General features: G+C 46.5%; 9 protein-coding genes. 4 read left to right on the top strand and 5 right to left on the bottom strand.

All coding sequences use genetic code 11. The annotated features are described in order from the left end of the window. Positions 1-32: 32 nt before the first annotated feature. Genes ubiE through ICN33_RS03365 form a run of 3 tightly spaced genes read right to left on the bottom strand, consistent with a single transcriptional unit; the run spans position 33 to position 5,013 of the window. Positions 33-776: a bifunctional demethylmenaquinone methyltransferase/2-methoxy-6-polyprenyl-1,4-benzoquinol methylase UbiE gene (gene ubiE, locus ICN33_RS03355; RefSeq protein WP_216194533.1), complete on the bottom strand. Its 744-nt coding sequence runs from the start codon at positions 774-776 to the stop codon at positions 33-35. Beyond that, positions 776-1,174, bottom strand: coding sequence for a gamma-butyrobetaine hydroxylase-like domain-containing protein (locus tag ICN33_RS03360; protein WP_216194535.1), 399 nt, complete (start codon positions 1,172-1,174; stop codon positions 776-778). The genes ubiE and ICN33_RS03360 overlap by 1 nt, the downstream gene beginning before the upstream one ends. Next, the gene (locus ICN33_RS03365; protein ID WP_216194537.1) at positions 1,174-5,013 is read right to left on the bottom strand and encodes an FAD/FMN-binding oxidoreductase; all 3,840 of its coding nucleotides are present in this window, start codon (positions 5,011-5,013) and stop codon (positions 1,174-1,176) included. Before ICN33_RS03365 ends, ICN33_RS03360 begins: the two co-directional genes overlap by 1 nt. A 134-nt stretch (positions 5,014-5,147) precedes the next feature. Between ICN33_RS03365 and ilvA the strand changes: the two genes are divergently transcribed. The 3 genes from ilvA to queF are packed head-to-tail and all read left to right on the top strand — an operon-like array spanning position 5,148 to position 8,469. Continuing rightward, positions 5,148-6,668 carry a threonine ammonia-lyase, biosynthetic gene (gene ilvA / locus ICN33_RS03370; RefSeq protein WP_216194539.1) on the top strand — a complete coding sequence of 507 codons (1,521 nt, stop codon included), beginning with the start codon at positions 5,148-5,150 and terminating at the stop codon, positions 6,666-6,668. A 27-nt stretch (positions 6,669-6,695) separates the two neighbouring features. After that, positions 6,696-7,604, top strand: coding sequence for a 5'-nucleotidase (locus ICN33_RS03375; RefSeq protein WP_216194541.1), 909 nt, complete (start codon positions 6,696-6,698; stop codon positions 7,602-7,604). A 37-nt stretch (positions 7,605-7,641) separates the two neighbouring features. Further along, positions 7,642-8,469 (top strand): NADPH-dependent 7-cyano-7-deazaguanine reductase QueF, encoded by an 828-nt coding sequence (gene queF, locus ICN33_RS03380; RefSeq protein ID WP_216194543.1) that lies wholly within the window; start codon positions 7,642-7,644, stop codon positions 8,467-8,469. A gap of 113 nt (positions 8,470-8,582) precedes the next feature. Here the strand turns inward: queF and ssb are convergent, their stop codons facing one another. Next, complete coding sequence (gene ssb, locus ICN33_RS03385; RefSeq protein WP_216194545.1) at positions 8,583-9,038, bottom strand: single-stranded DNA-binding protein; 456 nt, start codon at positions 9,036-9,038, stop codon at positions 8,583-8,585. 82 nt (positions 9,039-9,120) lie between these two features. Then, positions 9,121-10,305: an MFS transporter gene (locus tag ICN33_RS03390; protein WP_216194547.1), complete on the bottom strand. Its 1,185-nt coding sequence runs from the start codon at positions 10,303-10,305 to the stop codon at positions 9,121-9,123. Between the two features lie 37 nt (positions 10,306-10,342). Between ICN33_RS03390 and uvrA the strand changes: the two genes are divergently transcribed. Next, positions 10,343-13,240, top strand: coding sequence for an excinuclease ABC subunit UvrA (gene uvrA / locus ICN33_RS03395; protein WP_216194549.1), 2,898 nt, complete (start codon positions 10,343-10,345; stop codon positions 13,238-13,240). Positions 13,241-13,243 lie beyond the last annotated feature (3 nt).

Here is a 13,243-nt window from a genome sequence, read left to right on the forward strand (position 1 = left end):
TAGTTTTTAAGACTTTAAAAACTATACAACTATCAGTATTTAATACCAATATGTAAGGCGACGATACCCCCAGTCATCCTGTGGGTTTCGACTTCATCAAAACCTACTCCCAACATCATTTCCTTGAGGGTTTGCGCATCTGGGTGCATCCGAATGGATTCAGCTAAGTAGCGGTAACTTTCTGAATCCTGTGCAATCTTCTCACCCAACCAAGGCAAAACCTTAAACGAATAAGTGTCATATACAGGCTGTAAAAAAGCATCTGGCTTAGAAAATTCCAAGACTAAGACTCTGCCGCCTGGCTTAATCACGCGGCGCATTTCACCTAAAGCAATATCTTTGTGCGTCATGTTGCGCAAACCAAATGCAACCGTCACCACATCAAAATGATTATTAGGGAAAGGTATTTTTTCTGCATCGAACTGAACGCAAGGCAAAGCCATGCCGCGGTCTAACAAGCGATCACGCCCAACTCCCAGCATGGAGGCATTGATATCGCTTAACCAAACTTGAGCATCAGGATTGCGTCCCCAGTCGGCAGCTTTTGCGAAAGCCGCAGCCAGATCACCAGTGCCACCAGCGATATCCAAGATCTTCTGACCAGGCCGTACATTTGCTCTAGCAATCGTCACTTTTTTCCAAACACGATGCAAGCCGAAAGACATCAAGTCATTCATCACATCATATTTGCTGGCCACCGAATGAAACACCTCGGCAACCTTTCCAGCCTTTTCAGCTTCGTCAACGCTTTGATAACCGAAGTGCGTTTTACTCATTAGTGACTTCCACAAGAATGGCCTGATGCACCGCCTGACTGAGTCATCGGTGTATCGCGATCTAAACCGGCAGCAGCCAATTTATCTAAATGCTCTTTCCATAATTGCTCCTGGTTCTCACACAGAAACAATAAATAATCCCAGGTATACAAACCCGAGTCATGCCCATCAGAAAAACTAGGCTTGAGTGCGTAATGGCCTACTGGCTCTAGATTAGCAATCAAAACATCGCGCTTACCAGTTTGTAATGTTTCTTGTCCAGGCCCGTGCCCTTGCACTTCGGCAGAAGGAGACAACACTCTTAACAACTCAAAAGGTAAGCGATAGGTATCTCCCTTTTCATAAGAAAGCTCCAAGACCTTAGACTGCTGATGCACAACAACATTGCTCGGAATCATTAAACGAGAACCCTTTCAATACCACCTTGGTTTGCTTTGGTTACATAGTCTTGCATCCAATCCTTGCCCAATATCTTTTGAGCCATCTCCACTACGATGTAATCGGCTGTAGTGTCGCTATCAGCATCAAAGCGTGTAAGTCCTTGTAAGCAGGATGGACAGCTAGTCAGCACTTTGACCTCGCCAGTAAAATCACCTTTGCGTAAATCATCGGCGGCTTTTTCCATCTCAATTTGCTTGCGGAAACGCACTTGAGTAGAAATATCAGGACGGGTCACAGCCAATGTTCCAGACTCACCGCAACAGCGATCGTTCTTCAGAATAGCTTTGCCGTCTTCAAGCTGAATTAACTCGTTTACCGTCTTCAATGGATCTTGCAACTTCATTGGGGAGTGGCAAGGATCGTGATACATGTACTTCACGCCTGTGACACCAGAGAGCTTAACGCCCTTCTCCGCTAAAAATTCATGGATATCAATAATGCGGCAGCCAGGGAAAATTTGATCAAACTGATATCCCGCCAACTGGTCATAACAAGTACCGCAGGAAACAACAACGGTCTTGATATCTAAGTAATTGAGAGTATTAGCAACGCGATGGAATAACACGCGGTTATCCGTAATCATCTTCTCAGCTTTATCAAAGTCACCATTACCGCGTTGTGGATAGCCACAGCAGAGATACCCAGGAGGTAGAACCGTTTGCACGCCGACATTCCACAACATAGCTTGAGTAGCTAAGCCAACCTGGGAGAACAAACGCTCAGATCCACAGCCCGGGAAATAAAACACCGCCTCAGTATCTGCAGAAGTTGTCTTAGGATCGCGGATGATTGGGACATAGTTTGCATCTTCAATATCCAATAAAGCACGCGCAGTTTTCTTAGGAAGATTGCCAGGCATCTTCTTATTTACAAAGAAGATGACCTGCTCTTTAACACTTGGCTTACCGACCGTTGCAGGGGGGTGTGCAGTTTGTTGTTTTGCAAATCTACGCAGCACATCATTACCCAAGCGTTGCAACTTATAACCCCAACCAATCATCATCTTACGAGCTAGATGAATTGATTCTGGGCTAGTTGCATTCAAAAAGAACATGGATGCAGCAGTGCCCGGATTAAAGCGCTGCTGACCCATCTTGCGCAGAAGATTACGCATGTTCATCGTTACATCACCAAAGTCAATTTTGACTGGGCAAGGCGTTAAACACTTATGACAAACTGTGCAGTGCGCAGCTACATCATCAAACATTTCCCAATGACGAATTGAAACGCCACGGCGAGTTTGCTCTTCATACAAGAAAGCTTCAATCAACAGGGAAGTTGCGAGAATCTTGTCGCGCGGACTATAGAGGAGGTTTGCACGTGGGACATGTGTTGAGCAAACAGGCTTACATTTACCGCAACGTAAACAATCCTTCACGCTATCGGCAATAGCGCCAATATCACTTTGCTGCATGATGATCGACTCATGACCCATCAAGCCAAAGCTTGGTGTGTAGGCCATGCTCAGATCAGCATGTGGCATCAACTTACCTTTGTTGAAGCGGCCTTCTGGATCAACTCGATTCTTGTAGCTACGGAAGTCTTTGAGTTCAGCTTCTGTTAAATACTCTAATTTGGTAATTCCAATACCATGCTCACCAGAAATCACTCCATCTAAAGAACGGGCCAACTTCATGATGCGATCAACTGCGCGATGTGCGTCTTGCAACATCTCATAGTCATCGGAGTTCACTGGAATATTCGTGTGCACATTACCATCGCCAGCATGCATGTGCAAAGCCACAAATACCCGCTTACGCAAAATATTTTTGTGGATTGCTTCAAGCTCAGCCAGAATCGGCTCAAACGCTAGGCCCCCAAAAATGATGCGCAATTCTGAACGCACTTCTTCTTTCCAAGAGGCGCGCAAGCTGTGATCCTGCAAACGTGGGAAATAAGAATCCATCTCAGTGAGCCACTCAGCCCAACGCCCTCGCACCTTGGCAATGAGTTCCAAGGCTTGCTGCACACGATCGCCCAAGATCTCTGCTGTAGGAATCTCATACTCAGCATCACTCTTGCCAAGGGGTAAAGCACTCTTTTTCAAGAAGGCATCAAGGCCATCAAGTACTTGGAGCTTATTTTTGAGAGAAAGCTCAATATTGATGCGATCGATACCGTCGGTGTATTCGCCCATACGGGGCAAAGGAATCACGACGTCTTCATTAATCTTAAAAGCATTGGTATGACGGGCAATCGCAGCTGTACGAGCGCGGTCTAGCCAGAACTTTTTTCGAGCCTCCGGACTGACCGCCACAAAACCTTCGCCAACGCGTAAGTTCGCCATACGCACTACTTCACTAGTAGCGGCGGCAACAGCCTCTTCATTGTCACCAGCAATATCGCCCAGCAATACCATCTTCGGCAGGCTATTGCGCTTCGATTTAGTGGAGTAACCCACTGCTCTTAAATAGCGATCATCTAAATGTTCAAGGCCAGCCAAAATTGGGCCACCCTGCTTACTTAAACCATCTAAGTAAGCTTTGATCTCCACAATACTTGGAATGGCTTCTCGTGCTTGACCAAAAAATTCTAAGCAAACGGTGCGCATGAATTTTGGCATACGATGCAAAACCCAAGTTGCACTTGTAATCAAACCATCGCAACCTTCTTTTTGTACGCCAGGTAAACCTGATAAAAATTTATCAGTAACGTCTTTACCTAAACCTTCTTTGCGGAAACGCCTACCTTCAACCTCTAATAATTCTTTTTTGAGAATGCGCTCACCTGGTTCGCTATTTCCATCAGACCAAGTCAACTGAAAACGCACCGTAGCCACATCATGGATCTTGCCCATATTGTGTTCAAGTCGCTCCACATCCAACCAATTGCCTTCAGGATCCACCATGCGCCAGCTAGCAAGATTATCTAAAGCCGTTCCCCAAAGAACAGCCTTCTTACCACCAGCATTCATTGCAATATTACCGCCAATACAGCTTGCATCAGCAGAAGTAGGGTCGACCGCAAACACAAGCCCAGCAAGCTCTGCAGCATCAGATACACGGCGGGTAACAACACCTGCGCCAGTAAAGATTGTTGAAACTTCGCGATCTAAGCCTGGTAGTTTCTTCGCTTTTACACCGCCAATATCTTGCAACTTCTCAGTATTAATTACTGCCGACATTGCGTAAAGTGGAATAGCGCCACCGGTATAACCAGTACCACCTCCACGAGGGATGATGGTCAAACCTAATGCAATGCAAGCTTTCACCAAGCCAGGAATCTCAGATTCGTAATCAGGCTTTAAAACAACTAGTGGAAACTCCACACGCCAGTCGGTTGCATCAGTAACGTGCGCAGCACGAGACACGCCATCAAAACAAATATTGTCTGAAGCTGTGTGACGGCCCAACTCCTTGCGAGCGCGTTTACGAATTTGCTCAACTTCCTTAAAGCCATTTTCGAAATTTTCGATGGCGCGATAGGCAGCGCTTAATAGGATATCTACTTGATCTGCAGAATCGCCACTATTGCGCTTCTTCACTTCGCCCAAGCGATGCCATAGTGCATCGATTAATTGTTTGCGACGGTTTGGGCTATCGAGCAAGTCATCTTGCAAGAAAGGGTTGCGCTGAACTACCCAAATATCACCCAAAATTTCAAACAACATCCGTGCCGAACGTCCAGTACGGCGAACGCCGCGCAAGTTATTGAGAACGCGCCATGACTCCTCGCCCAATAAGCGAATAACAATCTCTCGATCTGAAAAAGAGGTGTAGTTGTAGGGGATTTCGCGAAGACGGGGGGAGCCCGCCTCAGCATCCAACAACTGGTTCAAAGCTAATGGTGCGTTCATAGCGACATATTCGATAAATAAGCATTTTAATTGAGTGAACCTGATAGTGGCAGGATTCCGAGAAAGTTGCTCCCTGAAGGGATAAACCCTTGCAAATCTAAGGGCTTAGGAGCCATCCGTGGTACGCTCATTGGATGGCAACGAACTATTTAAAGAAAATTTTATCGGCTCGCGTCTATGACGTAGCCAGAGAAACCGAACTTCAGCCCGCCCCAGAACTGACTAAGCGTTTGGGCAACCAGGTACTTCTCAAAAGGGAGGATAACCAGCCGGTTTTCTCCTTCAAACTCCGTGGCGCCTATAACAAAATGGCCCATTTACCCCCTGAAGCCTTAAAACGCGGGGTAATAGCTGCTTCGGCGGGTAATCATGCCCAAGGAGTAGCTCTTTCAGCAGCCAAAATGAAGTGCAAAGCCGTCATCGTGATGCCAGTAACCACTCCAAGCGTCAAAATTGACGCAGTGAAGGCTCGAGGCGGACCTTGGGTAGAAATCATTCTTCATGGCGAATCCTATAGTGATGCTTTCAAGTATTCCGAGGTTCTTGGCAAAAAACGGGGCTTAACCTTTGTTCACCCCTTTGACGATCCTGATGTCATTGCGGGCCAAGGAACGATCGCCCACGAAATCTTTACTCAATATGAAAAACCCATCGATGCTGTTTTTGTAGCGATTGGTGGTGGTGGTTTGATTGCCGGTATTGGTGAATACATCAAAGCAATTAGCCCAAAAACAAAAGTCATCGGCGTTCAAGCTTCTGACTCTGACGCCATGAACCAATCACTCAAAGCGAATAAACGCATTGAAATGAAAGACGTAGGTTTGTTCTCGGACGGCACTGCGGTGAAATTGGTTGGCAAAGAAACATTCCGAATCTGTAAAAAAGTTGTAGACGAAATTGTTACCGTCGACACAGATGAAATCTGTGCGGCCATTAACGATGTCTTTACCGACACTCGCAGCATTCTTGAGCCCGCAGGTGCGCTCGCCATTGCTGGCATGAAGAAGTATGTAGAGAAGAAACGCATCAAGAAGAAAACCTTGGTGGCTGTGGCTTGCGGGGCCAATATGAACTTTAGCCGCCTACGCTTTGTAGCTGAACGTGCTGACGTTGGTGAGTTCCGTGAAGCAGTATTTGCCGTAACGATTCCTGAAGAGCGTGGCTCTTTCAAGCGCTTCTGTGAATTACTCGGCAAAAGAAATGTTACTGAATTCAACTATCGCATTGGCGATCAAAGTGAAGCGCATATTTTTGTCGGTATCAGTACACAAAAATCAGGCGATAGCGAAGCCATTGCAAAGCATTTCAGAAAAGCAAAATTCGCAACGATTGATCTCACCCATGATGAGTTAGCAAAATCTCATTTACGTCATATGGTTGGCGGACATTCAGCGCTTGCTAAAGATGAATTACTCTACCGTTTTGAGTTTCCAGAGCGCCCAGGTGCATTGATGAAGTTTCTAACCAGCATGGCGCCTAACTGGAATATTAGTTTGTTCCACTATCGCAATCACGGGGCTGACTATGGTCGCATTCTGATTGGTATTCAGGTTCCTAAAAATGAGCAGAAGAAATTCCAAAGCTTCTTGGCAACCTTGGGTTACCCGCACTGGGATGAAACCAATAACCCAGCTTATCGCCTGTTCCTTAAATAAAATTTAATACAGAAGACCAATACTTTCATGTCATACACGCTTACCGGAAAACTCGTCGTTGCGATCTCTTCGCGCGCCCTGTTTGATTTCGAGGAAGAAAATCGCATCTTCGAATCAACCGATGACAGCGCCTACATGAAGTTACAGCTGGAACGTCTTAGTGAGGCCGCTCAAAAAGGGGTGGCCTTCCCACTAGTAAAAAAACTACTTGCCTTTAATGAAGAGGGTGACCAGCGGGTAGAGGTAGTGATTCTCTCTCGCAACGATCCAGTTAGCGGGCTACGTGTATTCCGGTCCGCCGAGCATCATGGATTACATCTTGAACGTGGTGTATTTACTAGAGGTAGGCCGCCGTATCACTACCTGCGCTCCCTACATGCCAACCTCTTCTTATCTGCAAATGAAGATGATGTGCGGGCAACGATTGATGCAGGATTCCCAGCGGCTCGGGTGTATCCAGAATCTAGTAAAACTGCTGAGTCTCATCCAAATGAAATTCGTATTGCATTTGACGGAGACGCCGTACTCTTCTCAGATGAAGCTGAACAAGTCTTCCAGAAAAAAGGGCTTGAAGCTTTTGTTGATCACGAGAGTAAAAAGGTGGACATTCCTCTGCCTCCGGGTCCCTTCAAACCCCTACTAGAAGCCCTACACAGACTGCAACGCTCTACCAGTGAAAATGGTATGCGCATTCGCACAGCATTAGTAACCGCCCGTTCTGCGCCCGCCCACGAAAGGGCAATTCGCACCTTGATGGCATGGGGTATTGATGTAGATGAGGCGATGTTCTTGGGTGGCCTCTCAAAAAGCGAGTTTTTACGAGAATTCGAGCCAGACTTTTTCTTTGATGATCAAACAGGTCATTGCCAATCGGCAGCATCTGTTGCACCAACAGGCCATGTCGTCTCTGGCGTATCCAATCAACCCAAAAAGTAAGCAAGTAGTAACTTAATTCAGTTAATCAAAAATAGTTATGGCAACGTTACCACTCGGACAATCAACGCAATACCCAGATCAGTATGATCCGAGTTTGCTGTTTCCAATTCCAAGAACTGAGAACAGAAAAAAACTGGGGCTTCAAGAGGGTCGATCATTACCGTTTGTAGGTGTTGATATTTGGAACGCCTTTGAGCTGAGTTGGCTAAATCAAAAAGGTAAGCCCCAAATTGCACTAGCTGAGTTTCAGATTCCCGCAGACTCACCGAACATGATTGAGTCTAAGTCATTTAAGCTTTATCTCAACAGTCTAAATAGCGCACGGTTTGAAGATGAGAATGAAGTGAAAGAGCGACTCACCACAGACTTATCTGCAGTTGCTGGCAGCAAGATCACGACACGCATCAATCCAACTGAAGCAGTTTCTAAAAAAGGATTGCAGGAGATGGGTGGCATTTTGATGGATCGGCTCGATATTGAAGTAGACCCCAGTCTGCCAGCAGACCCAAGTTTATTGGGCGTCAACGAATCATTTGGTCCAATCGAGCAGTGCTTGGTCTCACACCTACTGAAATCTAACTGCCCCGTTACAGGCCAACCAGATTGGGCTAGCGTGCAAATACGTTACCAAGGCAGGCCAATTCTGGAAGAAGGGTTGCTGCGCTACCTCATAGGCTTTAGACAGTTAGGTGAGTTTCATGAGCATTGTGTAGAAACCATCTTCACCGATATCAAGCGTGAGTGCAAACCAGAGAAATTATCTGTGTATGCACGCTACACAAGACGCGGTGGCTTAGATATTAATCCCTTCCGCACGGATCATAATTCGCCATGGCCAAAGAATATTCGGCATGCAAGGCAGTAAAGATAGTAAACAATTTAAAAAATAAGTAATTAAAAACCCCTTGTAGGAAATCCTAGAAGGGGTTTTTGCTATAGAACTCACCAGCTAATAACTGATGCACTGCTTAGTAATCATTAAAACGGAATATCATCATCCATTGCGCCGAGTGAGGCAGCGTTTGAGGCTGCTGGAGCACTGTGCTCAGCCGGCTTTGAGCGTGCATAGCTTTCGCCACCGTCACCGCTTCCGCCTACTGGCTTGCCACCGAGCATTTGCATGGTTTCTGCAACGATTTCTGTGGAATACTTTTCTTGGCCACTTGCATCAGTCCATTTGCGTGTGCGCAAACGACCTTCAACATAAACCTGTGAACCTTTTTTGAGGTACTGACCAGCGATTTCTGCAAGTTTCCCAAAGAATGCAACGCGGTGCCATTCTGTGGTTTCTTTCATTTCGCCAGTTTGTTTGTCTTTGTAGCGATCAGATGTTGCTACTGAAATGTTTGTAACTGCGTCGCCGCTTGGCATGTAACGCGTCTCTGGATCACGTCCTACGTTACCTACGATGATGACCTTATTTACCGAAGCCATGTTGTCTCCCGAAGAAAAAATAATACTGTTATTGCTGCTGAAAAATAAACTGCTCGCTTTAATTTAATCCATGAAGCTGCGGTTATGTCTTGGTGGCTACATCCCTCGATTCTGTTGCTCTCGTTGGCATTTCACCCATCGACCAAGCAATTATAAGCCAGCAAACCAGGAGCACTGCACCCATAGCAAAGACCGATAAATCACCATGGCTATCCATCAAATAACCCCCAATTACGGCACCTGAGAAGAGGCCAATCGATTGCGTAGTGTTGTAAACACCCAATGCGGTGCCTTTTGATTCTTTAGCAAAACGCGATACCAGTGAAGGCTGTAAAGCTTCGAGCAGATTAAAACCTACAAAATAAACAAGTAATGCGGTTGCAATCGTCATCACTGAATGTGCTTGCGTAAAGATTATTTCTGCAACCAACAATAAAACAATCGCAATTAGCAAAACGGTTCTTAGCTGCTGCCGCTTCTCACCGTAAATTATCGCGGGTGCCATGAAGACAAATGACAGCAGCACTACAGGAAGATAAATTTCCCAATGAGAAGAGAGCGGCAATCCCGCCTGCACCAACAAACGCGGCACCACCAAGAACATAGCCACTTGAGTTGCATGCAATACAAATACACCCAGATTTAAGCGCATCAAATCTGGTCGGAAGAAAACTTCTTTCAATGAAGCTTGCTGAACTTTTGCTTCTGGCTTGCTAGTGGGTAAAACATAATAGGTAACGAACATCGCAATAACGCCCAACACCGCAAGAACTATAAAAATTCCGCCAAGACTAATCGCGCGATAAATCGGTGCGGCAATGACTAAGGACAAGGCGAACGAGAGGGCAATACTGCCGCCCACCAATGCCATGGCTCGGGTACGAACCTGCTCACGAGTCAAATCCGCTACCCAAGCAGAAATCGCTGCCGAGACAGCGCCAGCACCCATAATCCCTCGACCAATGGCAATCCAGAGCAAATCATCTTTGGCAGCGCAAATTAAGGCTCCAGCCACAAATAGGGATAAGCCCCATAAAACGACCGGTTTACGCCCTATTCGGTCCGATAAACGCCCTAAAGGGATATAAAAACAGGCTTGGACGATATTGAAGATTCCAAGGGTCAAGCCCACCCAAAGGGCGTGTTCGCCACCCGGCAAGCCCCGCGCATGAATGCTGAAGATGGGCAATAGCAAAAACAGGCCCAACATGCGTAGGCCAAAGATGCCTGCTAAGGCCAGAGTAGATCGGAGTTCAGAAGGATTCATGGGAAAGAGCTATATTAACAAGTTACGCTAAAAAAACATGAATAACGAAATCAAGATCCGCGGTGCCCGCACCCACAACCTCAAAAACATCAATCTAGACATCCCTAGAGAGAAACTTGTTGTCCTGACTGGCTTATCGGGTTCAGGCAAAAGCTCCTTGGCTTTTGACACCCTTTATGCCGAAGGTCAACGCCGCTATGTTGAGTCGCTCTCAGCATATGCCCGTCAGTTTTTACAACTGATGGAAAAGCCAGACGTCGACACGATTGAAGGTCTTTCACCTGCAATTTCGATTGAACAAAAAGCCACAAGTCACAATCCGCGCTCTACCGTTGGTACTGTTACAGAAATCCATGATTACTTGCGTTTGTTATTTGCGCGCGCTGGCACGCCGCATTGCCCAGATCATGATCTTCCATTAGAAGCTCAAAGCGTTTCGCAAATGGTCGATACCGTTCTCTCAATGCCAGAAGATACGAAGTTGATGATTCTGGCGCCCGTGGTTAGTGAGCGTAAGGGTGAGTTCGTTGACCTCTTTCAAGACCTGCAAGCGCAAGGCTTTGTGCGCTTCCGCGTGCGCTCTGGTGGGGGCACAGCAAACGTAGCGAAAGCCGAGATTTTTGAAGTGGATCAATTACCAACTCTCAAAAAGAATGATAAGCACTCTATTGAAGTAGTAGTGGATCGCATTAAAGTGCGACCTGATATTCAGCAACGCTTGGCAGAATCTTTTGAGACAGCCTTGCGCCTAGCCGATGGTAAAGCCATGATCGTCGATATGGATACTGGCAAAGAGATGATCTTCTCTAGCAAGTTTGCTTGCCCAGTTTGCTCATACTCCTTACAAGAGTTAGAGCCGCGCCTCTTCTCCTTCAACAATCCGATGGGTGCCTGCCCTTCATGTGACGGCCTGGGTCATCAGTCTTTCTTTGATCCAAAACGTATCGTTGCCCATCCTGATTTATCGCTTGCCTCTGGTGCCATCAAAGGCTGGGACCGCCGTAATCAGTTCTATTTCAAATTACTACAGACACTTGCTAAGCATGGTGGCTTTGATGTTGAAAAGCCATTTGAAACTCTCAATAAGAAACAGCAAGATCTCATTCTCCTAGGCTCTGGTGATGTCACCATTCCATTTGAATATATCAACGAACGTGGCAAGAACAGCATTCGCGAACACGCTTTCGAAGGCATTGTTGCGAACTTTGAAAGACGCTATCGCGAAACCGACTCCATGACAGTTCGTGAAGAACTATCGCGCTATCAGAATGTTCAAACCTGCCCAGAATGTAACGGCAGCCGTTTACGCAAAGAAGCGCGCTTTGTCAAAGTAGGCGAGAAGAAACAATCTCGTGCAATTTATGAGATCAGCGCTTTACCACTGAAAGAAGCTAAAGAATATTTCGAAACCCTTGAACTCAAAGGCGCTAAGCGTGAAATCGCTGACAAGATCGTCAAAGAGATTGGTGCACGTCTACGCTTCTTAAATGACGTAGGTCTGGACTACCTCTCCCTGGAGCGTAGTGCCGATACTCTTTCAGGTGGAGAAGCTCAACGTATTCGACTGGCAAGCCAGATAGGCTCTGGCTTAACGGGGGTGATGTATGTATTGGATGAACCTTCGATTGGCTTGCATCAACGCGATAACGATCGCCTGATCGGCACCCTAAAGCACTTACGTGATTTAGGTAATAGTGTTTTAGTCGTTGAGCATGATGAAGATATGATTCGAGCCTCTGACTGGGTAATTGATATCGGCCCTGGCGCTGGCATTCATGGCGGTGAGGTAGTCGCACAAGGCACACCTGCCGAAGTGGAAGCAAACCCGAACTCCTTGACGGGCGCTTACCTCGCTGGGCGTGAAGCGATTGCCGTTCCAGAAAAGCGTATTCCTGTAAGTGATCGCTTTTTGGAAATCATTGGCGCTCGTGGCAATAATTTGCAATCAGTGCACGCAAAGATTCCAGTAGGCCTATTAACCTGCGTTACTGGCGTATCAGGTTCCGGTAAATCCACTCTAATTAATGACACCCTGCATCATGCAGTCGCTCACCATCTCTATGGCTCGAATGCAGAGCCCGCAGCACATGATGCAATCAAAGGTTTAGAGCACTTCGATAAAGTCATTAGTGTCGACCAATCCCCGATTGGCAGAACCCCACGCTCTAACCCAGCCACTTATACGGGGTTATTTACTCCAATTAGAGAACTCTTTGCAGGTGTTCCTGCTTCGCGCGAACGGGGCTATGAAGCTGGTCGCTTCTCTTTTAACGTGAAGGGCGGTCGCTGTGATTCTTGTGAAGGCGATGGCGTTCTCAAAGTTGAGATGCATTTCTTGCCTGACGTTTATGTTCCGTGTGATGTTTGTCACGGCAAACGCTACAACCGCGAGACCTTAGACATTCGCTACAAGGGTAAGAATATTCATGAAGTGTTGTCGATGACTATCGAACAAGCGCATGAATTTTTTGAAGCAGTCCCCGTAGTGAAGCGCAAACTCAAAACGCTGCTAGATGTTGGCTTGGGTTATGTGAAGCTTGGACAAAGCGCAACCACCTTATCCGGTGGCGAGGCGCAACGCGTGAAACTCTCTCTCGAACTTTCTAAGCGTGATACCGGCAGAACTCTATATATCCTGGATGAACCAACTACTGGTTTGCATTTCCATGACATTCAGTTACTGCTTACAGTGATTCAAACACTAAAGAAACAAGGCAACACGATTGTCATCATTGAGCACAATCTTGATGTTATTAAGACTGCGGATTGGATTATTGACTTAGGACCTAAAGGTGGTGCTGGCGGTGGGCAAATCATTGCTACCGGCACACCAGAAGACGTGGCTAAAAACGAGTTGAGTTTTACGGGTCACTACTTAGCACCATTGCTAACTCGTAAAGCTCCTACTCCTGCAGCCGGCAAAAAGAAGAAATAATTA

Source organism: Polynucleobacter sp. UB-Tiil-W10, assembly GCF_018881605.1.
Taxonomy (GTDB): Bacteria; Pseudomonadota; Gammaproteobacteria; order Burkholderiales; family Burkholderiaceae; genus Polynucleobacter.

Excerpts from the sequence above, each read along its gene's own strand:
- ICN33_RS03360 (WP_216194535.1), bottom strand. The coding sequence starts at position 1,174 with ATGATTCCGAGCAATGTTGTTGTGCATCAGCAGTCTAAGGTCTTGGAG.
- ICN33_RS03375 (WP_216194541.1), top strand. The coding sequence starts at position 6,696 with ATGTCATACACGCTTACCGGAAAACTCGTCGTTGCGATCTCTTCGCGC.
- ICN33_RS03365 (WP_216194537.1), bottom strand. The coding sequence starts at position 5,013 with ATGAACGCACCATTAGCTTTGAACCAGTTGTTGGATGCTGAGGCGGGC.
- ICN33_RS03390 (WP_216194547.1), bottom strand. The coding sequence starts at position 10,305 with ATGAATCCTTCTGAACTCCGATCTACTCTGGCCTTAGCAGGCATCTTT.
- ilvA (WP_216194539.1), top strand. The coding sequence starts at position 5,148 with ATGGCAACGAACTATTTAAAGAAAATTTTATCGGCTCGCGTCTATGAC.
- ubiE (WP_216194533.1), bottom strand. The coding sequence starts at position 776 with ATGAGTAAAACGCACTTCGGTTATCAAAGCGTTGACGAAGCTGAAAAG.
- uvrA (WP_216194549.1), top strand. The coding sequence starts at position 10,343 with ATGAATAACGAAATCAAGATCCGCGGTGCCCGCACCCACAACCTCAAA.
- queF (WP_216194543.1), top strand. The coding sequence starts at position 7,642 with ATGGCAACGTTACCACTCGGACAATCAACGCAATACCCAGATCAGTAT.
- ssb (WP_216194545.1), bottom strand. The coding sequence starts at position 9,038 with ATGGCTTCGGTAAATAAGGTCATCATCGTAGGTAACGTAGGACGTGAT.